We start from the raw sequence: 26,184 nt of genomic DNA, 5'->3' as shown, positions 1-26,184 counted from the left end.
GAGTGGCAGATACAACGACTGATAAAATGACTGGAAAAATAACCGATGACTTTTACTATAAGAATTATAAGAAGCCAGTTAGGGAAACGGGTAATAGCGAACTAGGTAAGGATGCTTTTCTACAATTACTAATTACGCAATTACGAAATCAAGATCCAACGAACCCTATGGACGACCGTGAATTCATTTCTCAAATGGCACAATTCTCTTCTTTAGAGCAAATGCAAAATATGACAAAAGCGATGGTATCATTACTTGCCTCACAGCAACAAACACAGCTTATGAGTTATACAACATTTGTTGGTAAGGAAGTAAAGTGGCATGAGAAAACGGATGAGAAGGATGAAAAAGGTAATTTTATAGTCAACGAAGGAACGGGCATTATTGAATCATTAAAATTTGTTGACGATGATGTAGTATTCGTATTAGCTGATGGTAAGGAGATAACACCTAGCAATATCTCAGCTGTTTTAGGCGGTTCAGGAACGAATTCGAATGATAACAATACTGAAAAAGAATCTCCTCTTGTACAAGCAAGCAAGCTAATTGGTAAAAAAGTTACCTATAAAGATGGCGAGCAAGAACTACAAGCGCGTATTGTTTCTGTTTCGAGTAAAGATGGCGTTATTTATTACGTATTAGACAATGACAAAAAATTAACAGATAAAGAATTTACCGAAATAAGCGAATAAAGGTGGAGAAGAATGATGGATCAGTTTTCAATACATCGTGTACCATTACATCCATCTATTCGCCAGACTCAACCAACGCCAATAAAATCACAACAATCGTTTAAAGCTCATTTACAGGATGCTACTAAGCAACAAGAACTAAAAGTGAGCAAGCATGCGCATGAACGTATTATCCAGCGTAATATTGCGATTACTGAACAAGAATGGCAGGTTGTATCGGACAAGGTATTTGAAGCGCACTCAAAAGGTGTCAAACAACCATTAGTCTTGATGGATCAAGCAGCTTTAATTGTCAGTGCTAAAAACGCAACTGTCATTACAGCAATGGATCGCACGGAGGCAAAGCAGCAAATATTTACAAATATTGATGGCACAATCGTGCTGTAAGGGCTGGACCTGTAATAGGAGGCCTAGGTGTGCTGATTGATAGAGGCACACAATTAAAAGACGAAGGGAGAACGACATTATGTTACGTTCTATGTATTCTGGTATTTCAGGTTTAAAAAACTTCCAAACGAAGCTGGATGTAATTGGGAACAATATTGCTAATGTAAATACTTATGGCTTTAAAAAAGGACGTGTAGTATTTAAAGATTTAATTTCTCAAACGCAAGCAGGTGCATCTTCACCATCTCAAACTCGTGGTGGTGTTAATGCTAAACAAATCGGTTTAGGCTCACAACTTGCTGCAATCGATACAATACACGGTTCAGGTTCACTACAATCAACTTTTCGTGACTTAGACTTAGCTATCGCTGGTGATGGTTTCTTCATGGTAGGGGATGCAAATGGTGCACCTGATGAAGATGGGGCACTAGATGCAGAGGGTTACAGCAATATTCTCTATACACGTGCCGGTAATTTTTATATGGATAGAAATGGATATTTAGTAAATGCTGATGGTAAATATTTAGTTGGTATGCCAAGTGATCAGTTATCGACTCCTGAGGATCCAATCGATGGTTCTGAAGCTGACAAACAAAAAGCGGACAATGGACTAGCTGATATAGAAGGTAATATAGCAGATGAAATAGATTTCTCAGCTGATGTTTCACCAATTCGTATCCCTACAACAGCGCAATCAATGTCTATTAGTCAAGATGGTACAGTTACCTACGTAGACCATAATGGTAAAAATCAATATGCAGGTCAGCTCATACTCGCGAAGTTCCCAAATGCGGGCGGTCTTCAAAAAGTTGGAGGGAATTACTTCCAACCAACAGCTAACTCTGGCGAACCTTACGCTCAAGTAGGAACTGTAGGTGGGATTGGTGGTATTGAATCTGGCTACGTTGAAATGTCCAATGTCGACCTTTCTGAGGAGTTTACTGAAATGATTGTGGCACAACGTGGTTTCCAAGCAAATACACGTATTATCACAACTTCTGATGAAATTCTTCAAGAGCTTGTGAATCTAAAACGCTAGATTTTAGTATGAGGTTTATACTTAATATGTAGGTAAAGAAAATACCGGTTAAGATTACAAAGTACTCAAAACTAAAAACATAATTTCATATGAGGGAGGGTCGGGCCGGCTCTCATGCTAGACCCGGCCCTATTTCAATGATTGAACTAACACGTTTAAATGGCAAAGCATTTACATTGAATGCTTTATACATAGAAACGGTCGAATCTTTTCCGGATACGACCATTACATTAACGACTGGAACCAAAATCATTGTTTTACAGAGTCAAGATGAGGTGCGACAAAAGGTAACAGCCTTTTATAAAAATATACAAATACTATCAAACCCGCATCTACGAGGTGAAGAAGATGAAGAATAACAAAGTGTTAACGATGATTATCATCGTACTAGTAGCAATCATACTTATCGGGGGTATTTGCTTTGTATTATTTACCCAATTTAATAAGCCGGCAAAGTCTCTTGAGCCAACTATTGATGAAATCGTAGAAGCTTCTGTTGAAATTCCGGAGATTACTACAAATCTAGCTGATAACAAAATTGTACGCTTTTCGTTAAAAATTCAAACATCAAATAAAGATGCTGCTGCTGAATTAACGAAACGTGATTTCCAAGTGAAAAATATTGTTATTCAAGAGCTTTCAGAAATGGAGCAAAAAGATTTAGAAGGTAAGCAAGGGAAACAAGTTTTCCAAAAATCATTAAAAACAAAAATTAATGAATTGATGCAAGAGGGAGAAATTCAGGAAGTTTATTTTACCTCCTTCATCACCCAATAATAAAGAAACTGCTTGAAATGGAGGTGGGCAAATGGCAGGAGATGTGTTATCTCAATCTGAGATAGATGCGCTGCTTTCCGCAATATCAACTGGGGAAATGTCAGCGGACGACATAAAAAAAGAGGACGAGGGGCGCAAGGTTAAAGTATATGACTTTAAACGAGCACTTCGTTTCTCAAAAGATCAAATCCGAAGTTTGACCCGAATACATGAAAATTTTGCACGATTGCTGACAACCTTCTTTTCTGCACAGCTGAGAAGCTATGTGCAGATTACTGTTGCATCAGTGGACCAAATACCATTTGAAGAGTTTGTACGTTCGATTCCGAATATGACACTCATTAATGTGTTTGAAGTGCCGCCATTAGATGGTAATATATTGATGGAAATAAACCCAAACATTGCCTACTCGATGTTAGATCGTTTAATGGGCGGTAGTGGGGCGAGTCATAGTAATGTAGATAACTTAACAGAAATAGAAACTAAAATTATGACAAACCTTTTTGAACGTTCATTCGACAATTTACGCGAGGCATGGGAAAATGTTGCGGAAATTGATCCAATCTTAGTAGAGCTTGAGGTCAACCCTCAATTTTTACAAATGATTTCACCAAATGAAACAGTTGTCGTTATTTCCTTAAACACGATCATCGGTGAGACAAGCGGTATGATTAATATTTGTATCCCGCATGTTGTATTGGAGCCAATTGTTCCAAATCTTTCTGTTCGTTACTGGATGCAGACGAATACAAAAGAGATGTCTCCAGAGCAAACAAAAATGCTTGAAACACGTGTGAAACAAGCGCAACTACCTGTTTCCGTTGAACTAGGTATTACAGACATTACCATTGAGGATTTCCTCACAATGCAAGTTGGAGATGTTATTCAATTAGAACAAAAAATTGAAGATCCACTACTGTTAAAAGTAGGGACATTACCGAAATTTACAGTTCAACCAGGAAAACAAGGCAAAAAATTAGCAATCCAGATTATCGACCCTTTGAAAGGAGGAGACGAAGATGAGTGATGAAATGCTCTCCCAAGAAGAAATTGAAGCGTTATTAAGGGGCGAAACGTTGGAAGATAAAAACAGCGGCACTGAAGCTTCTACAAATGAGGAAATTAATGATTTAAAAGTAGAGGATTACCTCGATTCGTTTGCCCAAGATGCATTAGGTGAGGTAGGGAATATATCTTTTGGTAGCTCTGCTACAGCGCTGTCAGCGTTATTAGGTCAAAAAGTAGATATTACTACCCCAAGTATTTCAATGATTAACCGAAATAAATTAGAAGAGGAATTTCCTCATCCTTATGTAGCCGTACAGGTTGAATATACAATCGGATTGACAGGAATGAATTTACTTGTCATTAAGCAATCCGATGCAGCGATTATTGCTGATTTAATGTTAGGTGGAGATGGCTTAAATCCGAAACCAGATTTAGGTGAAATTCAGCTAAGTGCCGTGCAAGAAGCTATGAATCAAATGATGGGTTCTGCGGCTACTTCAATGTCGACAGTATTTAATAAAAAAGTGGATATTTCTCCACCTACTATTGATTTAATGAATATTTCTCAGAACGAGGGACGAGAAAATATTCCTGAAGATGATTTACTCGTAAAAGTATCTTTCAGATTGAAAATTGGTAATTTAATTGATTCGAATCTAATGCAATTATTACCTCTGAAGTTTAGCCAAAACATTGTAAAATCTCTATTAGGAGAAACGGAATCAATCGAGGAACCTGTGGCTGCAACTATAGCGCCTGAAGCGCCAGTAGCACCGACACCTGTACAACCACAAGCGTCTATGCAACCACAAGCACCTGTAACACCACCGCCTGCACAGCCAGTTTATCAACAGCAGACAGCGCCTGTGCAGCAACCAATGTATCAAGAGCAACAACAGATTCCGATGCAAGCAACAAGACCTGTTCAACCGGTCAATGTTCAACAAGCACAGTTTGCTAGTTTTGATCCAAATGTTATCTCGCAATCTGAAGCTAGAAATTTAAATATGCTACTTGATATTCCATTGCAAGTTACTGTAGAGTTAGGACGTACAAAGCGTTCTGTAAAAGAGATATTAGAACTATCTAGTGGTTCGATTATTGAACTAGATAAATTGGCTGGTGAACCAGTTGATATTTTAGTAAATAGCCGTTTAATCGCTAAAGGTGAAGTCGTTGTTATTGATGAAAACTTCGGTGTCCGCATTACAGATGTTTTAAGTCAAGCAGAGCGTTTAAATAATTTAAGATAGTTTCAATTGGAGGAGTTAACCATGTCTAAAAGAATTTTGATTGTAGACGATGCCGCATTCATGCGCATGATGATCAAGGATATTTTATCGAAAAATGGGTTTGAAGTTGTTGGAGAGGCTGCTGATGGTTTACAGGCTGTTGAAAAGTACAACGAATTAAAGCCAGATTTAGTAACAATGGATATTACGATGCCAGAAATGGACGGTATTGCTGCTCTTAAAGCAATTAAAGGTTCAGATCCAAATGCAACTGTAATTATGTGTTCGGCAATGGGACAACAAGCAATGGTAATCGATGCAATTCAAGCTGGTGCGAAAGACTTTATTGTTAAACCTTTCCAAGCTGATCGTGTAATTGAAGCGATTCAAAAAGCTCTAGGATGATTGAATGCAAATGTTAAAATCATTTCGTCTAACGATGATTTTCGCATTTCTTGTATCCTTCCTGTTTTTGTACCCTACAACAACTCCTGTGTATGCAGAATCTAACACAAAATTTGTCGACGACTGCATTAATAAAAAAGGAGATTGCAAAGAAGATAGTACTCCAGCTGCTGAGAAAGATTCAGATTTACAAGCGGCTGGAGACGTATCTGCGTGGGAATACATAAAAATGGTGTTGGCGCTTATTTTTGTTATAGCTTTATTTTATGGATTAATGAAGTTTTTAAATAAAAGAAATTTGAACTTTCAACGTAATCAATTAGTACAAAATTTAGGCGGTTTATCGTTAGGTGCTCAAAAGTCGGTACAACTATTACAAGTAGGTAAAACACTCTATTTAGTTGGGGTCGGTGAGGATGTCCAGCTATTACGTGAAATTACTGATCCTGATGAAGTTGCAACACTTTTAGCACTATATAATGAACGACAAGAACTTGCAGTAACATCACCGTATATTGCAGAAGTATTATCTAAGTTTAAGAGAAAAAGTAATGAAAGTTCACCAGCGCAGCAAAAACAAGGCTCTTTTGGTGAGCTATTTGAAAAAAAGATTTCCGAAATTAAACAGGAGCGTAGTGAAGAACTGGAGAAATGGAAGCAAAAGGAGAATGATGATAAATGAATGATGTAATCAGTGTTTTTTCCAACAGCGACCCGACAAATGTCTCTAGCGCTGTTAAGCTTCTTTTGTTGTTAACAGTTCTTTCACTGGCACCAAGTATTTTAATTTTAATGACATCATTTACACGAATAGTTATCGTATTATCGTTTGTTCGTACTGCGTTAGCGACACAGCAAATGCCACCGAACCAGGTCATTGTGGGCCTTGCCTTGTTTTTAACTTTCTTTATCATGGCCCCAACATTTCAAGAGGTCAATAAAGAGGCATTGCAGCCACTATTTTCTGAGAAAATTGGAATTGAAGAAGCGTATGATCGTGCCAGTGTGCCGTTTAAAGAGTTTATGAGTAAGCATACAAGGCAAAAGGATCTTGATTTATTTTTAACCTATAATAAAGCAGAAAAGCCAGCATCAGTAGAAGAAATTCCCCTTACAATGCTCGTACCTGCTTTCGCATTGAGTGAGATTAAAACAGCGTTTCAAATTGGCTTTATGATATTTATTCCATTCCTAGTAATCGACATGATTGTTGCAAGTACTCTAATGTCGATGGGGATGATGATGTTACCACCGGTTATGATTTCATTGCCGTTTAAGATTTTATTATTTGTACTCGTTGATGGTTGGTACCTTGTGATGAAATCATTACTACAAAGTTTTTAGGGGATGATACAGTATGACAGGTGAATTGGTTATTTCAATTGCAGAGCGTGCCATTATGGTTATCCTTCTAACAAGCGGTCCGCTATTATTAGTTGCTTTAATCACTGGTTTAGCGGTAAGTATTTTTCAGGCAACAACATCGATTCAAGAGCAAACTTTAGCATTCGTTCCAAAAATCATCGCTGTATTAGCAGCCATCGTATTTTTCGGTCCTTGGATGTTATCACAAGTGACTAGCTATGCGAGAGATATTTTTGAGAATTTAACGCGTTATATAGGGTGAGTAGATGAATGAATTAATCCCGCATTTTACGGTTTTCTTATTAGTGCTTGTGCGCGTATCGGCATTTTTTGTCACTGTGCCTTTTTTCTCGTACAGAACGATTCCGCCACAAGTTAAAATAACGCTCGCATTAGTTTTAGCTTGGATGATGTATTACACAATTGACGTTGAACCATTTGTATTTAATGGTGATTACATACTTTTAGTGATGAAAGAAGCGCTCATTGGACTGTTGCTCGGTCTAGTTGCTTATATCATCATGTCGGCAATTCAAATTGCCGGAAGCTTTATAGATTTTCAAATGGGTTTTGCCATTGCCAATATTATTGACCCGCAAACAGGTGCACAAAGTCCATTGATAGGACAATTTTTTAATACGCTAGCATTACTTTTTCTACTAGCTATAAATGGACATCATATGATTCTCGATGGAATTTATTATAGTTATCAATTCTTACCGATGGATCAAGGATTTCCAAATTTCGCAAATGCCAATTATATAGAGTTTATCATCACAACATTTACAGCTGTTTTTGCGATTGCCTTTCAAATGGCTGCTCCTGTTGTAGCAACTTTATTTTTAGTTGACTTGGCGCTAGGAATCACGGCGAAAACTGTACCACAATTAAATATTTTTGTTGTTGGTTTTCCTATTAAAATTGGTGTTAGTTTTCTAGTGTTATTCACAATGATGACTGTAATGGTTCAAGTGATACAAAAGCTTATTACAATTATGATATATGCGATGCGTGATTTAATGGCTATTTTAGGTGGTGGATAAAATGTTGCTACTGCTGGATTTAGATTTACAGTATTTTGCGGGAGAAAAAACGGAAAAGGCGACGCCCAAAAAACGACAAGATGCTCGAAAAAAAGGTCAGGTCGTCAAAAGTCAGGATATTTCCAGTGCGATTGTCATGCTCATGGTATTTATCTTTTTATTCTTCTTTGCAGGTTCGATGCGAGACGATCTTTTAGCTTTTTTCAGGCAAACTTTTATTCATAACATACGCGTAGAAACACTAACGATTGATAGTGTGATGAGCTTATTTACAGAAACATTAGTGCAAATGGCTTTTATTATTGTCCCAATAATGGGAATTGCATTTGTTGGAGCATTGGCAGGTAACTTCCTACAGTTCGGTTTCCTATTTACATTAGAGCCGATGAAGTTTGATTTAAAAAAAATGGACCCGATTAAAGGGTTAAAAAAGATATTTTCTGTTAAAGCCATTATAGAGCTTCTCAAATCGGTATTAAAGATTGGCTTCATCGGTGGCGTTACGACAATTATAGTTTGGACGAATTTGCCGGAAGTTTTGGCGTTATCCTTTAAAAGCCCATGGATAACTCTTATTACAGTGGGTAAGCTTGTTGGTATCATGGGGATTGCTGCTTCGCTCGTCTTACTATGTGTATCCCTTTTAGACTGGATGTATCAAAAACATGATTACGAAAAAAATCTTAAAATGTCTAAGCAAGATATTAAAGATGAATATAAAAATAGTGAGGGCGATCCACTGATAAAATCGAAAATCAAACAACGCCAACGCGAAATGGCGATGCGTCGAATGATGTCAGAGATTCCAAACGCCGATGTTGTCATAACAAACCCAACTCACTATGCGATTGCCATCAAATATGATGAGGAAAGTATGGATGCCCCACGCATCGTTGCTAAGGGTACAGACTTTATCGCTCAAAAGATTAAACTGATTGCGAAAGAACATGATGTGATTATGGTTGAAAATAGGCCATTAGCACGAGCAATGTACGATCAAGTAGAAATTGGCGATCAAGTACCAGAAGAGTTTTTCAAAGCAATAGCCGAAGTGCTTGCTTATGTTTATCGAATTAAGCGGAAAATTTAAAGCTTTTTGTAGGAGGGACACAAATGAAAGTTCGCGATATAGGGGTTTTAGGTGCGGTTATTTTAATCGTTGCGATGCTCATCATTCCTCTTCCTCCGTGGATGTTAAGTTTCTTAATCGTCATTAATATTACATTAGGATTAATAGTACTGTTAACAGCAATGAGTATGAAGGAAGCATTAGACTTTTCTATTTTCCCTTCAGTTATTTTATTGTTAACTTTGTTCCGACTCGGACTGAGCGTTTCTACAACACGTGCCATTTTAGCCAAAGGTGATGCTGGTGCGGTTGTTGAAACGTTTGGTGATTTTGTAGTCGGCGGGAATGTACTAGTTGGTTTAGTTGTATTCTTAATTCTTGTGTTAATTCAGTTTATCGTTATTACAAAAGGAGCGGAGCGTGTAGCTGAAGTAGCAGCACGTTTCACACTGGATGCGATGCCGGGTAAACAAATGAGTATTGATGCTGATTTAAATGCAGGAGTTATTTCTGAAAGGGAAGCACGTGAACGGCGCGAGAAAGTAGCGGGTGAAGCGGACTTCTACGGAGCGATGGATGGTGCCACAAAATTCGTAAAAGGGGATGCCATTGCCTCAATGGTCATGGTTATTATCAACTTATTATTTGGTATCATCATCGGTGTTGTGCAGATGAAGCTTCCATTTGCAGAGGCAGCAAATCATTTTTCTAAGTTAACAGTAGGAGATGGTATTGTCTCACAAATTCCCGCGCTACTGATCTCTACAGCGACAGGGATTGTCGTAACACGTGCATCCTCTAAAGGTAGTCTTGGTGAAGACATTACAGGTCAGTTATTTGCTCAAGCAAAACTGCTTTATGTAGCGGGTGGAACAATACTTTTACTTGGATTTTTCACACCTATCCCTATCTGGATAACAATCCCAATTGGTGGTTCACTAATTGCTGGTGCTTATATGATGGATCATAAAAAACCAGAGGATGAAGAAGAATTACTTGAAATTGAGGAAGAAGTGGCAACTGACGGCATGAAGAGCCCTGAAAACGTTGTGAATTTATTAAATGTGGACCCAATCGAGTTTGAATTTGGCTATGGTTTAATACCGTTAGTAGATGCTACTCAAGGCGGCGATTTATTAGATAGAGTCATTATGATACGTCGACAGTTAGCATTAGAATTAGGGATTGTCATTCCGGTTGTCCGTATTCGCGATAATATTCAATTACAACCAAATGAATATCGAATTAAAATAAAGGGTAACGAAATGGCGCGTGGTGAACTTCTACTTGATCATTATTTAGCAATGAGTCCAGGAGATGATGATTCCATCGAAGGAATTGACACAGTTGAACCGTCATTTGGCTTACCTGCAAAATGGATTACTGAGCAAGTGAAAGAGGATGCAGAAATGTTCGGCTACACAGTTGTTGACCCACCGAGCGTAGTGTCGACTCACTTAACCGAAATGATTCGTGCAAATGCTTATGAATTACTTGGTCGTCAAGAGACGAAGCAGTTAATTGATCATTTACGTGAAACACATCCAATTTTAGTCGAAGAGCTGACGCCTACACCGTTATCGACTGGAGAAATTCAAAAAGTACTGGGTAAACTCCTACGAGAAAATGTTTCAGTCCGAAACTTACCAATTATTTTTGAGGCGCTAGCAGACTATGCAAAGTTAACGAGCGATACCGATATATTAACTGAGTATGTACGTCAAGCATTAGCACGTCAGATTACTTCTCAATACGTAGGAGACAGCTCGTCACTAAAGGTTATAACTGTTTCGGGTAAAGTAGAGAAAATGATTGCTGATAGTATTCAACAAACTGATCACGGAAATTATTTAGCGATGGATCCACAAGATTCTCAAACTGTCTTGGAGACTATTGCTGCAGAAGTAGAACGCGTTTCCTTTATGGAACAATCTGCTATTATCTTATGCTCTCCAGCAGTTCGTATGTATTTACGTCAACTAACGGAGCGTTATTTCCCGCAAATTCCAGTTCTATCATACAATGAACTTGATGCTACGGTTGAAATTCAAAGTGTTGGGGTGGTGAATGTTGAATGAAAATGAAAAAATATTATGCATCCTCCATACCAGAAGCGATGAAGCTTGTGCGTGCTGAATTAGGTGAGGACGCTGTCATTTTGAATTCGAAAGTAGTAGTGACAAAAAAGTTTTTTGGAATCATTAAAAAGAAAAGTTTTGAGGTTGTTGCAGGGATTGATTCAATGGAGCCAGGTAATGCGGCTCCAGCACCTGCAGCTTTACCTATAAAAACAGCTAAAAAAGAAAATGTAAGGTTACAAGAGATTACGAATGCTGTACAAGCTAACATGCACCAAGTACAGCCCCAGAATGATGCGCCCTTGCATGAGGAAACTGGCATTTCTGAAGATTTGAGGAAGGAAATTGCAGATTTAAAATCTTTAATGCATTCTATGCATAAGAAGACTATCCAGGATCAATATCCCGATGAACTCTTACCCTTCATTGAATACTTAAGACAGCAGGAGCTATGTGAGGAGCTCATCACAACGATTGGTGATGAGCTTTTTACGCATTTCAAAGAAGCGTCAGAAATCAATTTTTCTCAATATAAGATGGTTACGAAAAATTTATTGCGCAAAGAGCTAGAGAATCTCCCAGTCGGGGGATTATCCTATGAAAAAAAATATATTAATGTTCTAGGTCCAACAGGTGTCGGAAAGACTACGACAATTGCTAAAATGGCAGCTAGAGCAGTTTTAGAAAAAAAGAAAAAAATAGGATTTATCACGACAGATACTTACCGTATTGCTGCAATTGAGCAATTAAAAACGTATGCTGGACTGTTACAAGCTCCTGTCGAAATTGCCTATAATGCAACAGATTTTGAGCAAGCAATCCATCGATTGTCCCATTTAGATTTAGTGTTTATAGATACAGCAGGCCGCAATTATAAAGAGGTAAAATATGTAGACGATTTACAGCGTCTCATAAAATTTGATGATCAAGCTGAGTCCTTCTTAGTACTTGCTATGACAACGAAAGAGAAGGATATGGCAAACATTGTAGAGCAATTTAAGCAATTACCAATTGAAAAATTCATTTTTACAAAAATTGATGAAACAAATTCTATTGGCACAATGATTAATTTAATGATTAAATATAATAAAGGACTTGCTTACTACACGAATGGTCAAGAAGTACCAGAAGACATTGAAGAAGCTGATCTAGAAGCAGTACTAAATTTATTTTTTCAAGGTGAAGAAAAATGAGAGACCAAGCTGAAACATTACGCTTGAAAATGTTGAAACAGCAGGGCGAATTAGGCAGGGCAATTGCGGTTGTAAGTGGTAAAGGTGGGGTTGGTAAAAGTAACTTCACGATGAATTTTGCCATTACATTGGCCAATAAAGGGAAAAAAGTTGTCATCGTTGATATGGATATTGGTATGGGGAATATCAATATTTTAATTGGAAAAAGTGCATCTTATAGTTTAAAAGATTACTTAGAAGGAAATAAGTTACTAGATGAGGTAATATTTGAAGGTCCTTACGAATTAAAGTATATTTCAGGTGGGTCTGGTATGTCGGGCGTCTTAGAATGGTCAGATATTATGTTTGATCGACTCATTCATGCATTTGAGCAGCTTCAAAAAAGCTTTGATTACATCTTATTTGATATGGGAGCAGGAGCAACTAACTGGTCATTAGATTTACTAACTTCTATAGATGAAATCATTGTTTTATCAACAGCAGAGCCAACTTCTATTACAGATGCATATTCAATGATGAAATATATTCATACGAGAGATGCGGACAAGCAATTTTATATACTCTGTAATCGAGCTTATAGTAAAGAAGAAGGACTGGAAACCAATGAACGACTGAAGCGTACGATGAAGCGTTTTTTGGACAAAGAGGTTACGGTATTAGGCTCATTACCTGAAGATTCTGTTGTGCGTAAGGCTGTGCGTGAGCAAGTGCCTTTTTCACTTGCCTATCCAGACGCACTTATTACAAAGACACTTCATCTTATAGTGGCACGTTTTATGGAATACCGTGTGGAGGAAGTTCATGCACATGATCAGTCAGCAGGTAATTTCTTAACTAAATTAAGAAGTATTTTTTCGAAAGGACGTGATTAATTGGACTTTTTACATAAAAGCAAGCTATTAGTTGTTGATGATTCTGCTTTTATGAGAAAGCTAATTAGTGACTTTTTTGTTGGCAACTCGAAGGTTGAAGTAGTTGGAACAGCACGAAATGGGAAAGATGCGATAAAAAAGATTCAATCATTGCGGCCAACAGTTGTGACAATGGATATTGAGATGCCTGAAATGAATGGGCTTGATGCTTTAAAAGAAATTATGACTATATGTCCAGTACCTGTTGTTATGCTCTCGAGTACAACTCAACGAGGAGCAGAGAATGCCTTATCAGCAATTGAACTTGGTGCAGTAGATTTTGTCGCGAAGCCAAGCGGAACAATTTCTCTTGATTTACATAAAATCCAAACCGAACTTGTCCACAAGGTTGAACAAGCATCATTGGTACCTGTTTCAAAATTAAAGAAACCTTCTGGTAGTAAAAGACAACAAGAACATTCATTAATAGCGAGTACCGTTAGAAGAGAATCATTTAGTGAAGGTATGATGACTCCTCCTGTCAATGTTTTTCCGACAAGGGCAGAATCATCAAAGCCACATGTGGAATGGAATAAAGTAGGCCGGAAAATTGTACTGATTGGGACTTCCACCGGCGGACCTAGAGCATTACAAGAAGTAATAACAAAAATCCCAAAATCCATTCAAGCACCAATTTTAATTGTCCAGCATATGCCAGCAGGATTTACAAAATCTCTTGCTACTCGTTTGGATCAATTGAGTGAGATTACCGTAAAGGAAGCTGAGCAAGGAGATATTCTTCAAAATGGAACGGCGTATATTGCACCTGGTGGGTATCATTTAAAACTTAGAAAAGTAGGTACCTCCTTTGGCATAGTCCTTGATAATAATGAACCACCTAGATCTGGACATCGCCCTTCTGTAGATGTGATGTTTGAAGATGTCAGCCAATTTAAAGATTTTGATAAAGTGGCAGTTATTATGACAGGTATGGGCCATGACGGCTCTGACGGACTAAAAGCACTAAAAAGTACTGGAAATGTGATTGCAATCGCTGAGTCAGCTGAAACTTGCATAGTGTATGGTATGCCGAAAGCAGCAGTGGAAACGCAGCTTGTCGATGAAGTAGCAGATGTAGATGATATTGCACAAACAATAATGAAATATTTGCCTTAAAGGGGTGTCCTCTTATGGAAGTCAATCAATATTTAGAGATGTTTATTGAAGAAAGTAAAGACCATTTACAAGCGTGTAGTGAACATTTATTAGAACTAGAAAAAAATCCAGACGATTTGGCGATTGTTGGAGAAATTTTCCGTTCAGCGCATACATTAAAAGGTATGTCTGCGACAATGGGCTTTGAAGATCTAGCAGATTTAACTCATAAAATGGAAAATGTGTTGGATGCGATCCGAAATGAGAAAATCCATGTAACTCCTGAAATTTTAGATGTTGTCTTCGAGTCTGTAGACCATCTAGAAGAAATGGTGATGGACATTGCAAATGGCGGAGATGGAAAACGTGATGTATCTTCAACCGTTGCACAATTAAAGCGTATTGAATTAGGTGAGGAAGCGATTCCTGAAGTAGTAGCAACTACTGAGACACCCGCTACTGCTGTAGCAAGTGTGTTAGAGTATGACGGTTTTGAACAAACAGTTATTTCTCAATCTACTGAACAAGGTTTCAATGCACTCGAAATTTCAGTTAAATTACGTGAGGACTGTCTTTTAAAAGCAGCACGAGTATTTATGGTGTTTGAGATTTTAGAAAAAGATGGGGATGTTATTAAATCAAATCCATCTGTAGAAAAGCTTGAAGACGAACAGTTTGATCAACAATTTTACGTAGCTTTCGTAACAAAAGAATCTGCTGAAGATATGCAGAAAAAGATTATGAAAGTTTCAGAAGTTGAAGAAGTGATTGTCGCAACTATCGAACAAAAGCAATATAGTGAAAATGGACAAGCAATTCAAGAAGTAGCGGCAACAGCAACGGTAGAAGTTGAGGCTCAACCTGCTACTGCAACAGAAACAAATACTGCAGCACCTACACCTGCAAAAGCAGCCGCTCCTGCTAAGGCTGATAAAAGCCATGCGCCGGTTGGTAATAAAACAATACGTGTAAATATCGAGCGACTTGATATATTAATGAACTTATTTGAAGAGCTTGTTATAGATCGAGGACGACTACAGTCTATTGCAACTGAGGTTAACCATGGAGAGCTAAATGAAACAGTGGAGCGTATGAGCCGCGTCATGGGTGATTTACAAACTATTATTTTAACGATGCGTATGGTTCCGGTTGAAACAGTATTCAATCGCTTCCCAAAAATGATTCGTCAGTTATCTCGTGATCTAAACAAGAAAATTAACCTCGAAATTATTGGTGCTGAAACAGAGCTAGATCGTACAGTAATCGATGAAATTGGGGATCCTCTTGTTCATTTAATTCGTAATTCTGTTGACCACGGTATTGAAAATCCGACAGCTCGTCTTGCAAAAGGTAAACCAGAAGAAGGAACAGTTGTCCTGCGTGCTTATCATAGTGGTAACTATGTCTTTATTGAAATTGAAGATGATGGAGCAGGTATTAACCGTGAAAAAGTACTTGCGAAAGCTATTTCTAAAGGTATTGTTACACAAGAACAATCATATTCAATGTCAGATAAGCAAATCAATGAGCTTATTTTGGCTTCTGGTTTCTCAACGGCAGATGTTATTTCTGACGTATCAGGCCGAGGCGTTGGATTAGACGTTGTTAAAACAACAATAGAATCATTGGGTGGAAATATTTCAATTGACTCTACACAAGATGTAGGATCAGTATTCTCGATTCAATTACCACTGACATTATCGATTATTTCTGTCATGCTAGTAGAAATAGAGAAAGAGATTTATGCCATTCCGCTTTCATCAATTATCGAAACTTCAATTATCCGTTCATCTGAAATTATGAATGCGCATAATCAAAAAGTAATCGACTTCCGTGGCAAAGTAGTACCACTAGTATTTTTAGAAGAAATCTTTGAGGTACCTCGTAAAGAACCACAGGGTGACGAATTCCATTCAGTGGTCATCGTTCGAAAAGGTGAGAAACTTGCTGGTTTAGTTGTGGATTCATTCATTGGCCAACAAGAAATTGTGCTGAAATCATTAGGAAACTACTTAACGAATATCTTTGCAATTTCAGGTGCAACAATTTTAGGTAACGGAAAAGTAGCCTTAATTGTGGATTGTAACGCACTTATTAAATAAGGTGAATGAATAAGAGAGGTGTAAACAATGACAAATGCAGTGGAACAAGAAAGTATTAAAGTAATTGTTTTTCAATTAGCGGATAAAGAATATGCGATTCCAGTGTCACATGTACAAGGAATTGAAAAACTTATGCATATTACGCGCGTACCGAAAACGGCGAAATATGTAAAAGGTGTTATTAACCTACGCGGTGTTGTAACGCCAATTGTAGATTTACGTGAACGGTTTGAATTACCTGTCTCTGAGCACGAAGAAACAACACGTATTATCATCATTTCATTAGAAGATATGGAAGTAGGTTTCGTCGTAGACTCTGCAAATGATGTGTTAGACATCCCTGCTGACTCAATTGAACCACAGCCCGAAGTAGTAGGCTCATTGGAAGAAGAGTTTATTTCAGGGGTGGCTAAAATAGATAAACGATTATTAATTTTATTGCATTTAGAGAAAGTACTAAATCCACTAAAGTAGGGATCGATAATGACATATAATCAAAAGATTACATCACTACATTTAGATGTATTGAAGGAAATTGGTAATATAGGTGCTGCGCATGCTGCGACAGCACTTTCCAATTTGCTTGGTAAAAAAATTGATATGCGAGTACCAAAGGTTGAAATGGTGTCATTTAATGACATGATGGAGCTTGCTGGAGGATCTGAAAATGTCGTAGTTGGAATCTATCTACGCATTGAAGGTGATGCTGAAGGTAGTATGTTCTTTATTCTGCCAATTGAACAAGCAAATCGTTTTATTCGTCGTCTCATATTTGATGAATCATTCGACTTTAAAAAACGACCTGTTTCAGAGTTAGGTTTATCAGCTATGCAAGAGATGGGTAATATTTTATCTGGCTCTTATTTATCGGCGTTATCTGACTTTACAAATTTAAAAATTTATCCAACTGTGCCAGGACTAAGTGTTGACATGTTTGGTGCCATTATTAGTATTGGTTTGATTGAATTATCACACGTTAGCGATAATGTTATCGTCATAAACACATCCATTTTTGAAGACGGTGTAGAGGATCAGGAAACAGTAAGAGGGCATTTCTTCTTATTACCAGATCCAGACTCATTTGATGCTATTTTTAAAGCATTAGGAGTTTCATAGATGATGCTAAACAGTAGTAATGGGCAAGTTGTAAAAGTTGGAATTGCACAAATGGATGTAGTAAAGTTACCAAATACGATAAGAACATCAGGTCTTGGATCTTGTGTAGGTGTTATTTTATATGATGAATCCAAAAAAATAGCTGGTTTAATTCATGTGATGTTGCCGGATTCGAGTTTAGGTAGACAAGAGTCAATAAATGTGGCTAAATTTGCTGACACAGGCATTGCGGCAATGATTGACTTATTAAAGTTAGAAGGCGTTCAAAAATTCAAGCTAAAGGCAAAAATTGCGGGTGGTGCGCAGATGTTTCAATTCACTTCAGATAAAGATTCCATGCGCATCGGCCCACGTAATGTAGAAGCTGTGAGGCATGAGCTAAAGCGTCATGGAATTCGTTTAGTTGCCGAAGACACGGGCGGTAATAGTGGTAGAACAATTGAATTTAATCCTGCGACTTCGACATTAAATATTCGAACGGTTAACCAAGGAGTGAGCGAAATATAATGTTTGGTTCTATTTTTTATAACCTATGGGGAGCTTTAACTGCCTTTTCTATATATTTTTTTAGTACATTTCTAAAACCTTATACACCACTACGTATTATCATAGGGTCATTTGTGGCGGGAATAATTGTGTTTTTCGTCATGTATATTGTAAGATTTTTAATTGCCTATATTTTATTCACACCGGAGGACGCTGAAGAAGTCGTTGAAGGTGAGCATGAAGAAAACGAATCCGGCAATCAGGAGGAAGACAATCAAGAAACACCTACGGCCAACTCTACCGTTGAGTTTCAAGATGAAAACTCAGAAGAAATTGCTCAAGTTGTACGCACAATGATGAATCGTGAGGATGATCCTCAATTAAATAATGTTTAAAAATGGGAGTCGCGAGTAGCGGCTCTTTTTATAGTTATCTTAATTCTTTTGCATTAGTAAGTTTTAACTATGCCAAACTAAAAAATGCCTGACACAAAAATGTAAAGAATCTGTGATAGAGTCTGAGAAACAAATGAAATTATAGTCGATTCTTGTTATAATATAGGAAAGAATTACATTGGTTATTTATGTTAGAGGCTCATAGCTAGTAACTCTTTGTGCCATCTACGAATAACTACATCAGGAAGAAGTACAACGGAAAATATCAAGGTAATATAAGACAGTGGCAAACAGGCGCGTAAATGCGTTTTTCTTAGAGAGGTGGATTACATGACACAACCAATTCTGAACGATGAACAAAAGCTGTGGAACCGCTGGATAAATGAACGTGATACAGATGCTGGTGATTTACTTATAAAAAAATATATTTCTCTAGTATCCTATCATGTACAACGTATTGGAGCGAGCTTACCAAAGAGTGTATCGCGAGACGATTTAACGAGCTTAGGTATGGTAGGTCTTTTTGACGCGTTAAATAAATTTGATATAAATAGAGACTTGAAATTTGATACATATGCTTCTTTTAGAGTAAGAGGAGCAATTATTGATGGTTTACGTAAGGAAGATTGGTTGCCGCGTTCCGCACGTGAGAAGGCAAAAAAATTAGATGCACAGATTGAACAGTTAGAACAAAAGTATATGCGTCATGTAACACCTGAAGAACTTGCGGAACATATGACTTTACCTGTTGAGGAAGTTTACCAAACTGTACAGGAGCATTTCTTTTCAAATGTTCTTTCCATTAATGAGCAGCAAGATCAAGATGAGGCTGATGGAAAGTCATTTGTTATTCGTGATGATACGACAACGACACCTGAACAAGCTGTCGTTAAATCAGAACTGCTTGGGGATTTAGCAGAAAATATCCAAAAGCTCAATGATAAGGAGCAGCTGGTGCTTAGTTTATTTTATACTGAGGAATTAACATTAACAGAAATTGGAGAAATGCTTGGATTATCAACATCACGTATCTCACAAATCCACTCTAAGGCGCTATTAAAACTACGGAAATTATTATCTAATGAAATGATTAATGCATAATATCCTTATATACATATCGTTGAAGGAGGGAGTCTCATGAGTTTAAAGGGTGTCGAACTACAAATAGCTATTCCAAAAACTTTTGAAGCAGGGAAAATGGCGGATCAGGCACAACAACAAACTTTGGCTCAGCAAGCACATGCAAATGAAGCGTTAAAAAAAGAAATAGAACGCAAGCAAAAAGTTGTGAATACTTCAGAGGGTATGGATGAGATTAGCGAAGATGAAGAAGCAGGTGGCGAGTATATAAAAGGTACTCGAAAAAAGAAAAATAAGGATAACGAGAAGCGAGAAACGCAAGCACAGCATCCGTTTAAAGGAAATTTTGTGGATTTTAGTGGATAGGAGCTTACTATGACAATCATACTAATAGCGGTTCTTTTTATTTTACAGCTACTTTCATTTTATTTCCTTATTATATTAAATACGAAGCTAGCAAAATTTAAGGACTTAGAAAAAAAACAGGAGCGCTTAATGCGTGAAATGGATGACACCATTAGTGTCTATTTAGCGGAGATGAAAGATGAAAATGATCGCCTAATTCAAGAGATGCAACGAGTTTCAAAGTCTGAAACTCAAACGAATGCTGTGAAACAGGAAGAACAGATTGTGAGACAAAAGGAGCAGGAGCAACCGCCTTCTCTGACAAAGGAAGAAAGTACAGTAGACGGTTCTATTAGTCTCGATCATGAACCGCGTATTTATGTGCCCAAAAATATCGTAGCCAATGCTTATTCACGTCAACAGCAAACTGGAGCTAAAGCTGAAGCTAAGATGGTACATTCGGCCCAACAACCAACTGATGCAACCGAAAAGGAAGAAACTAAACCATTAACAGTGGAACAACAAGTTGTTGAATTAGCGAAACAAGGTAAAACATCAGAAGAAATTGCAAAACAGCTTCAAAAAGGAAAAACAGAAATCGAGCTTTTATTGAAATTTCATAACTAAAACAGTTGCGAATGGGGTAAAGCTATGATATAGTTGCAAATGGTGTTATTAATACACACGCATTTTGATGTAGTAAGTGGTGCTCTAAGCTTAGGGTAGCTTGTTGCAAGTGATAAATGCGGAGGATAAAAACCAAACATACTAGGAGGAAATACACATGTCAGTAATTTCTATGAAACAATTACTTGAAGCTGGTGTACATTTCGGTCACCAAACTCGTCGTTGGAACCCAAAAATGAAGAAATATATCTTCGTTGAACGTAACGGGATCTACATCATCGACTTACAAAAAACTGTTAAAAAATTAGAGGAAGCTTATGACTTCATGCGTCAAGTTGGTCAAGACGGTGGTAAAGTTCTTTTCGTAGGTACGAAAAAACAAGCACAAGAAGCGATCAAAGATGAAGCTGAACGTTCAGGCAACTACTACATCAACCAACGTTGGTTAGGTGGTACTCTTACAAACTTCGGTACAATTCAAAAACGTGTTGCACGTATGAAAGCAATCGAAAAAATGGAAGAAGATGGAACTTTTGAAGTTCTACCTAAAAAAGAAGTAATCCAACTTAAAAAAGAACACGAACGTCTAATCAAATTCTTAGGCGGTATCCGTGATATGCACGCTCTTCCGGACGTAATGTTCGTGGTTGACCCACGTAAAGAACGTATTGCTGTTGCAGAAGCTATTAAATTAAACATCCCTCTAGTAGGTATTGTTGATACAAACTGTGATCCAGATGAAATCGACTACGTAATCCCTGCTAATGATGATGCTATTCGCGCTGTTAAACTTTTAACTGCTAAAATGGCTGACGCTTTAATCGAGTCAAAACAAGGTGAAGAAGAAGCTCCAGCTGTAGAAGCTGCTGCTGAGTAATTCACGTTTAGAAAAAGGTGATAAGTGGCTCAAAACCCTTATCACCTTTTTTAGAACCTATCACTAAAATTTGTACAACCAATTTGAGGAGGAAACACTAAATGGCAAACATTACTGCACAATTAGTAAAAGAATTACGCGAAAAAACTGGCGCTGGAATGATGGATTGTAAAAAAGCGTTAGTACAAACTGATGGCGATATTGATGCTGCGATCGATTTCCTACGTGAAAAAGGTCTTTCTTCAGCTGCTAAAAAAGCTGACCGTATCGCTGCAGAAGGTACAACTTTCATCTTAGAACAAGGTAACGAAGCAATCATCCTTGAAGTAAATGCTGAAACAGACTTCGTTTCTAAAAACGAAAAATTCCAAGTATTAGTTGCTTCTTTAGCTGAGCAATTACTTGCTGCTAAACCTGCAACAGTTGAAGCTGCTTTAGAGCTTGCAAATGCTGAAGGTGTGAAAATTGCAGACCAAATTTCAACTGCAGTTGCAACAATCGGTGAAAAAATCACTCTTCGTCGTTTCGAAGTGAAAACAAAAACTGATGCAGATGCATTCGGTTCTTATTTACACATGGGCGGTCGCATCGGTGTGTTAGTTTCTTTAGAAGGTTCTACAGATGCTTCTGCTGCAAAAGATGTTGCTATGCATATCGCAGCTATTAACCCTACTTATGTTTCTCGCGATGAAGTTTCTGCTGAAGAAGTTGAACGTGAGCGTAAAGTATTAACTGAACAAGCTCTTAACGAAGGTAAACCAGAAAACATCGTAGCCAAAATGGTTGAAGGTCGTCTTGGTAAATACTTCGAAGATGTTTGCTTACTTGACCAAACATTCGTTAAAAACTCAGATCAAAAAGTACGTGACTTCGTTGCTTCAACTGGCGGTTCAGTAAACGGCTTTGTACGTTACGCTGTAGGTGAAGGTATCGAAAAACGTGAAGATAACTTTGCTGAAGAAGTAATGAGCCAAGTTAAAGGTAACTAATTTACTTGCGTTAGATCCTAATCAAATAATATCTAGATTTTCTAGACAAAAAAATGGGGAACACAACATAGCGTGTTCCCTATTTTTCCGAAATGAGCGAAAAAAAAGATAAAAATGTTTCATCCATCAAAAGTTGTGGATGTTTGTTAAAACGTATACTATGTACTATGTATATAAGTTGATTGGAGTGGAGACTGGGCAGGAAAGCGCCCAGTCGGAACGGAAATCAACCACACGTTATGGTGATGAGCCATATAATTTCCTATTCTGCCTTATTCATAACTAGCAATTATTGTTATTTATACTATAATGGAAAAGGGAATAGAGATGTTTTAAATAAAGTCTGACGGAGGTTTACAATGAGTGTGCCACAATATAAACGAGTAGTTATAAAATTAAGTGGTGAAGCGTTAGCTGGGGAAGCGGGCTTCGGTTTATCACCAAAAATTATCAAGTCTGTTGCAGAAGAGGTAAAAGAAGTAGTAGATCTTGATGTAGAAGTTGCTGTTGTTGTAGGTGGCGGTAATATATGGCGTGGAAAAATCGGTAGCGAAATGGGGATGGATCGTGCAGCAGCCGATTATATGGGTATGCTAGCAACGGTTATGAACTCTTTAGCGTTACAAGATGCGCTTGAGAAATTAGGAATTGAAACACGTGTGCAATCTTCTATTGTTATGACACAAGTAGCGGAGCCATATATTCGCCGTAAAGCAGTTCGTCATCTAGAGAAAAAACGTGTAGTTATTTTTGCAGCAGGTACTGGTAACCCATTCTTCTCTACTGATACTACAGCTGCGTTACGTGCAGCTGAAATCGACGCAGATGCTATTTTAATGGCAAAAAATAATGTAGATGGTGTTTATTCTGCAGATCCAAAAGTAGATGCTACTGCCATTAAATATGATACACTCACATACTTAGACGTTATCCAACAAGGCTTACAAGTAATGGATTCAACAGCTTCTACTTTATGTATGGATAACGATATTCCGTTAATTGTCTTCTCAATTATGGAACCAGGTAACATTAAACGTGCCGTACAAGGCGAAAAAATTGGAACAGTTGTTAGGAGGAATGCATAATGGCTAAACAAGTTTTAGAACAAGCTAAAGAAAAAATGAACAAAACAATTGCCGCTTTTTCACGTGAACTATCTTCAATCCGTGCAGGTCGTGCAAATGCTGCTTTATTAGATCGCATTACAGTTGATTATTATGGTGCACCAACACCGATTAATCAGCTTGGAGGTGTTTCGGTACCAGAAGCACGCTTATTAGTTATTACACCTTACGATAAAACAATTTTAGGTGAAATCGAAAAAGCAATTATGAAATCAGATATTGGTATTACACCAACAAATGATGGATCTGTTATTCGTTTAATGATTCCTGCTTTAACAGAAGATCGTCGTAAAGATCTTGTGAAGCAAGTGAAAAAAGAAGCAGAAGATGCAAAAATCGCTGTACGTAATGTTCGTCGCGATGCGAATGATGATCTGAAAAAACTTGAAAAAGCTGGCGAAATCACAGAAGATGATCTACGTGGCTACGGTGAAGATATTCAAAAATTAACGGATGACTTCATCGTTAAAGTAGATCAAGTGGCGAAAGAAAAAGAAAAAGAAATTCTAGAAGTGTAAGCAACTCGTTTTGCATATCTATGATGGAACTTTTTGATGAGATGAAGGCGTCCTATATATATAAAGGACGTCTTTTCTCTTTACTGTTAAAGTATCTTCATTCAGCGGGTGTCCAAACACATACTGAGACAGAGCATCTTTAATTGTTTTAAGGGAAATATCTTTCATCTATTTTTGCTTTCATTTAAGATTAAGAAGAACTATTCTTAACGTGAACCGAAATACATTATTGAATAATGAACAAAATAAGGGAAACAATAACCCTTTTTAACCTTCAGTTGAGTGGGGTAAAAGTCTTAAAAGCCCCTCTAATAAAGAGTTCATCACCAAAAGTTGAAATATGTCATGATCAGTTGATGTTCTTTCGCCTACACTCAGTTGTAACGAAAGTTAACTCAACATATGGTGATATCTTAAAATGTGTGTAGTTCTAAAATAAGGTAGTTCATACATAGTCAATTTAGAGGGAAAAAAAAGACAAAACGCGCTTTTGTTTGTTATGATAGGTTAGTATACGTCCGATTAGTTGTAGTGGGGGAGTTAGCATGTTTAAAAAGCTATTAGGTAAACAAATAAATATAGATTCACTATCATTGGAGGAACGTGTTGCCCTTGCTAAAAACGAGCCGATTCCTGCCCATGTAGCGATTATTATGGACGGAAATGGACGTTGGGCAAAGAAACGTGCCATGCCACGTGTTGCAGGGCACCATGAAGGTATGAAGACGGTACGAAAGGTAACTAGATTTGCGTCAGATCTAGGTATTAAAGTTTTAACGGTGTACGCGTTCTCTACAGAAAATTGGAAGCGGCCAAAACCAGAGGTCGATTTCCTAATGCGTTTACCTGTCGAATTTTTAGGTTCATTTTTACCTGAAATGATGGAACGTAATGTACGTGTTGAGATGATAGGAGATCCATCTTTATTACCTGCACATACGCAAAAAGCGTTGTATGAAGCGATGGAGGAGACGAAGCATAATACAGGATTAATTCTAAATTTTGCTCTGAATTATGGAAGTCGTTCGGAAATGGTTAACGCCATGAAAACAATGCTTCAGAAGGTGCAGGATGGTGAATTAACGATGCAAGACATAACAGAAGAATGCTTGACATCGCATTTAATGACGGCTCATTTACCAGAGCCAGATTTATTAATTCGTACAAGCGGTGAAGTGCGATTAAGCAACTTTATGTTATGGCAGCTCGCCTATACAGAATTTTGGTTTACAGATACATTGTGGCCAGATTTTAGCGAGGAAAACTTACTGAAAGCGGTGGAAAACTACCAGAAACGTAATCGCCGTTACGGTGGGTTGAAGGGAGAAGAAACAACTTGAAACAACGAATTATTACAGCAATAATTGCAGCAGCACTATTTATTCCATTTGTTATTTATGGAAAAGTGCCATTTACAATACTTGTGCTTGCAATGGCTGTTGTCGGCTTTTATGAAATACTAAAAATGAAAGGTATTTCACTTTTTTCAATACCAGGTTTTTTAGGGTTACTAACATTAATACTACTTGTTATACCAACAGACTGGTCAAGTAAGGTAGTAGATGCAATTGGCTATTCCTCCAATTTAATGGTTGTGTATGGTCTAATGATGCTATTACTCATATATGTAGTCCTTGTAAAAAATAAAATTACATTCGATGAAGTTGCATTTATATTATTAGGTGCGTTTTATGTCGGGTTAGGCTTCCATTACTTAATCGAAACACGAAGCTATGGTCTAGAGTTTGTCGTATATTGTTTACTTGTAGTTTGGACAACTGACTCAGGTGCATATTTTGTAGGAAGAAAATTAGGAAAAAATAAGCTATGGCCTGAAATTTCACCTAAGAAAACCGTGGAAGGTTTTATTGGGGGAATTGTCATTGCAGTAATCTTTGCTGTTGGGATGCAAGCAATATATCCGTTTGCGAATGGTTATGTCTCACTTATTTTCATCACAATCTGTGCGTCAATTATTGGCCAAATGGGCGATTTAGTGGAATCGGCTATCAAGCGCCATTTTGACGTAAAGGATTCAGGAAATATTTTACCTGGGCATGGCGGTATTTTAGATCGCTTTGATAGTCTATTGTTCGTAGTCCCTTTACTACATTTTTTCCATTGTTTTTGGTAACTAGGAACAATAGTGGCTCATCGGTCGCTATAGGATAACGTCTAGTCGGAACCGAGATCAATTCTACGTTATGGTGATGTGCCATAATAATAGCATT

General features: G+C 37.6%; 31 protein-coding genes. All 31 read left to right on the top strand.

Translation table 11 applies throughout. The features are described from left to right. Nucleotides 1-2 precede the first annotated feature (2 nt). The 31 genes from flgD (at nt 3) to ACMZ42_RS06235 (ending at nt 26,087) form a co-directional block, all read left to right on the top strand. Nucleotides 3-692 carry a flagellar hook assembly protein FlgD gene (gene flgD / locus ACMZ42_RS06385; protein ID WP_415730925.1) on the top strand — a complete coding sequence of 230 codons (690 nt, stop codon included), beginning with the start codon at nt 3-5 and terminating at the stop codon, nt 690-692. Nucleotides 693-707: 15 nt separating this feature from the next. Further along, nucleotides 708-1,079 (top strand): TIGR02530 family flagellar biosynthesis protein, encoded by a 372-nt coding sequence (locus ACMZ42_RS06380; RefSeq protein ID WP_415730943.1) that lies wholly within the window; start codon nt 708-710, stop codon nt 1,077-1,079. Nucleotides 1,080-1,158: 79 nt separating this feature from the next. Next, nucleotides 1,159-2,118 carry a flagellar hook-basal body complex protein gene (locus ACMZ42_RS06375; RefSeq protein WP_415730924.1) on the top strand — a complete coding sequence of 320 codons (960 nt, stop codon included), beginning with the start codon at nt 1,159-1,161 and terminating at the stop codon, nt 2,116-2,118. Between the two features lie 137 nt (nt 2,119-2,255). Then, a complete protein-coding gene (locus ACMZ42_RS06370) occupies nt 2,256-2,477 on the top strand; it encodes a flagellar FlbD family protein (RefSeq protein ID WP_402868127.1) in 222 nt (73 codons plus the stop codon). After that, nucleotides 2,467-2,895, top strand: coding sequence for a flagellar basal body-associated protein FliL (fliL, locus tag ACMZ42_RS06365; RefSeq protein ID WP_370075222.1), 429 nt, complete (start codon nt 2,467-2,469; stop codon nt 2,893-2,895). Before ACMZ42_RS06370 ends, fliL begins: the two co-directional genes overlap by 11 nt. A 31-nt stretch (nt 2,896-2,926) precedes the next feature. After that, nucleotides 2,927-3,922: a flagellar motor switch protein FliM gene (gene fliM, locus ACMZ42_RS06360; RefSeq protein WP_370042860.1), complete on the top strand. Its 996-nt coding sequence runs from the start codon at nt 2,927-2,929 to the stop codon at nt 3,920-3,922. After that, complete coding sequence (gene fliY / locus ACMZ42_RS06355) at nt 3,915-5,156, top strand: flagellar motor switch phosphatase FliY (protein WP_415730923.1); 1,242 nt, start codon at nt 3,915-3,917, stop codon at nt 5,154-5,156. Before fliM ends, fliY begins: the two co-directional genes overlap by 8 nt. Nucleotides 5,157-5,177: 21 nt before the next feature. Beyond that, nucleotides 5,178-5,540: a response regulator gene (locus ACMZ42_RS06350; RefSeq protein ID WP_049668450.1), complete on the top strand. Its 363-nt coding sequence runs from the start codon at nt 5,178-5,180 to the stop codon at nt 5,538-5,540. A 4-nt stretch (nt 5,541-5,544) separates the two neighbouring features. After that, nucleotides 5,545-6,222 (top strand): flagellar biosynthetic protein FliO, encoded by a 678-nt coding sequence (locus ACMZ42_RS06345; RefSeq protein ID WP_370075220.1) that lies wholly within the window; start codon nt 5,545-5,547, stop codon nt 6,220-6,222. After that, the gene (gene fliP / locus ACMZ42_RS06340; protein ID WP_415730922.1) at nt 6,219-6,884 is read left to right on the top strand and encodes a flagellar type III secretion system pore protein FliP; all 666 of its coding nucleotides are present in this window, start codon (nt 6,219-6,221) and stop codon (nt 6,882-6,884) included. Before ACMZ42_RS06345 ends, fliP begins: the two co-directional genes overlap by 4 nt. Before the next feature lie 13 nt (nt 6,885-6,897). Next, nucleotides 6,898-7,167 (top strand): flagellar biosynthesis protein FliQ, encoded by a 270-nt coding sequence (gene fliQ, locus ACMZ42_RS06335; protein ID WP_132357429.1) that lies wholly within the window; start codon nt 6,898-6,900, stop codon nt 7,165-7,167. A gap of 4 nt (nt 7,168-7,171) precedes the next feature. Beyond that, nucleotides 7,172-7,948: a flagellar biosynthetic protein FliR gene (fliR, locus tag ACMZ42_RS06330; protein WP_370075217.1), complete on the top strand. Its 777-nt coding sequence runs from the start codon at nt 7,172-7,174 to the stop codon at nt 7,946-7,948. Between the two features lies 1 nt (nt 7,949). Then, complete coding sequence (gene flhB, locus ACMZ42_RS06325; protein WP_370075216.1) at nt 7,950-9,038, top strand: flagellar biosynthesis protein FlhB; 1,089 nt, start codon at nt 7,950-7,952, stop codon at nt 9,036-9,038. Between the two features lie 23 nt (nt 9,039-9,061). Then, complete coding sequence (gene flhA, locus ACMZ42_RS06320) at nt 9,062-11,095, top strand: flagellar biosynthesis protein FlhA (RefSeq protein WP_370075215.1); 2,034 nt, start codon at nt 9,062-9,064, stop codon at nt 11,093-11,095. Continuing rightward, nucleotides 11,092-12,288: a flagellar biosynthesis protein FlhF gene (gene flhF, locus ACMZ42_RS06315; protein WP_370075214.1), complete on the top strand. Its 1,197-nt coding sequence runs from the start codon at nt 11,092-11,094 to the stop codon at nt 12,286-12,288. Before flhA ends, flhF begins: the two co-directional genes overlap by 4 nt. Further along, nucleotides 12,285-13,160: a MinD/ParA family protein gene (locus tag ACMZ42_RS06310; RefSeq protein ID WP_402868120.1), complete on the top strand. Its 876-nt coding sequence runs from the start codon at nt 12,285-12,287 to the stop codon at nt 13,158-13,160. The genes flhF and ACMZ42_RS06310 overlap by 4 nt, the downstream gene beginning before the upstream one ends. Continuing rightward, nucleotides 13,161-14,315 carry a protein-glutamate methylesterase/protein-glutamine glutaminase gene (locus ACMZ42_RS06305; protein ID WP_370075212.1) on the top strand — a complete coding sequence of 385 codons (1,155 nt, stop codon included), beginning with the start codon at nt 13,161-13,163 and terminating at the stop codon, nt 14,313-14,315. Between the two features lie 14 nt (nt 14,316-14,329). Next, the gene (locus ACMZ42_RS06300; RefSeq protein WP_370075211.1) at nt 14,330-16,396 is read left to right on the top strand and encodes a chemotaxis protein CheW; all 2,067 of its coding nucleotides are present in this window, start codon (nt 14,330-14,332) and stop codon (nt 16,394-16,396) included. Between the two features lie 27 nt (nt 16,397-16,423). Beyond that, nucleotides 16,424-16,870, top strand: coding sequence for a chemotaxis protein CheW (locus ACMZ42_RS06295; RefSeq protein WP_370042849.1), 447 nt, complete (start codon nt 16,424-16,426; stop codon nt 16,868-16,870). A 9-nt stretch (nt 16,871-16,879) separates the two neighbouring features. Beyond that, nucleotides 16,880-17,512, top strand: a complete 633-nt coding sequence (locus ACMZ42_RS06290) for a chemotaxis protein CheC (RefSeq protein WP_132357421.1) — start codon at nt 16,880-16,882, stop codon at nt 17,510-17,512. Continuing rightward, complete coding sequence (locus tag ACMZ42_RS06285; protein WP_370075210.1) at nt 17,513-18,019, top strand: chemotaxis protein CheD; 507 nt, start codon at nt 17,513-17,515, stop codon at nt 18,017-18,019. It begins immediately after the preceding gene. Further along, nucleotides 18,019-18,393, top strand: coding sequence for a hypothetical protein (locus ACMZ42_RS06280; protein WP_415730921.1), 375 nt, complete (start codon nt 18,019-18,021; stop codon nt 18,391-18,393). Before ACMZ42_RS06285 ends, ACMZ42_RS06280 begins: the two co-directional genes overlap by 1 nt. 330 nt (nt 18,394-18,723) lie before the next feature. After that, a complete protein-coding gene (locus ACMZ42_RS06275; RefSeq protein WP_415730920.1) occupies nt 18,724-19,494 on the top strand; it encodes a FliA/WhiG family RNA polymerase sigma factor in 771 nt (256 codons plus the stop codon). Nucleotides 19,495-19,530: 36 nt separating this feature from the next. Further along, the gene (locus ACMZ42_RS06270) at nt 19,531-19,839 is read left to right on the top strand and encodes an RNA polymerase subunit sigma (RefSeq protein ID WP_370075207.1); all 309 of its coding nucleotides are present in this window, start codon (nt 19,531-19,533) and stop codon (nt 19,837-19,839) included. 9 nt (nt 19,840-19,848) lie between these two features. Next, nucleotides 19,849-20,445 (top strand): DUF6115 domain-containing protein, encoded by a 597-nt coding sequence (locus ACMZ42_RS06265; protein ID WP_370075206.1) that lies wholly within the window; start codon nt 19,849-19,851, stop codon nt 20,443-20,445. 157 nt (nt 20,446-20,602) lie between these two features. Further along, nucleotides 20,603-21,322 carry a 30S ribosomal protein S2 gene (gene rpsB, locus ACMZ42_RS06260; protein ID WP_049668466.1) on the top strand — a complete coding sequence of 240 codons (720 nt, stop codon included), beginning with the start codon at nt 20,603-20,605 and terminating at the stop codon, nt 21,320-21,322. A gap of 101 nt (nt 21,323-21,423) precedes the next feature. After that, nucleotides 21,424-22,311, top strand: a complete 888-nt coding sequence (tsf, locus tag ACMZ42_RS06255) for a translation elongation factor Ts (protein WP_370075205.1) — start codon at nt 21,424-21,426, stop codon at nt 22,309-22,311. Between the two features lie 359 nt (nt 22,312-22,670). After that, on the top strand, nt 22,671-23,396 hold the full coding sequence (gene pyrH, locus ACMZ42_RS06250; protein ID WP_370075204.1) for a UMP kinase: 726 nt from the start codon (nt 22,671-22,673) through the stop codon (nt 23,394-23,396). Next, nucleotides 23,396-23,953, top strand: coding sequence for a ribosome recycling factor (gene frr, locus ACMZ42_RS06245; protein WP_370075203.1), 558 nt, complete (start codon nt 23,396-23,398; stop codon nt 23,951-23,953). The genes pyrH and frr overlap by 1 nt, the downstream gene beginning before the upstream one ends. Nucleotides 23,954-24,498: 545 nt before the next feature. Continuing rightward, nucleotides 24,499-25,293: an isoprenyl transferase gene (locus ACMZ42_RS06240; protein WP_370075202.1), complete on the top strand. Its 795-nt coding sequence runs from the start codon at nt 24,499-24,501 to the stop codon at nt 25,291-25,293. Further along, nucleotides 25,290-26,087 carry a phosphatidate cytidylyltransferase gene (locus ACMZ42_RS06235; protein WP_415730919.1) on the top strand — a complete coding sequence of 266 codons (798 nt, stop codon included), beginning with the start codon at nt 25,290-25,292 and terminating at the stop codon, nt 26,085-26,087. The genes ACMZ42_RS06240 and ACMZ42_RS06235 overlap by 4 nt, the downstream gene beginning before the upstream one ends. Nucleotides 26,088-26,184: the final 97 nt, after the last annotated feature.

Origin of the sequence: Lysinibacillus sp. NPDC056185 (genome assembly GCF_047737915.1) — a bacterium.
In the GTDB taxonomy this organism is placed as follows: Bacteria; Bacillota; Bacilli; order Bacillales_A; family Planococcaceae; genus Lysinibacillus.
Note: the sequence above shows the minus strand (reverse complement) of the source record. Positions and strands in the feature narration are given on the sequence as shown.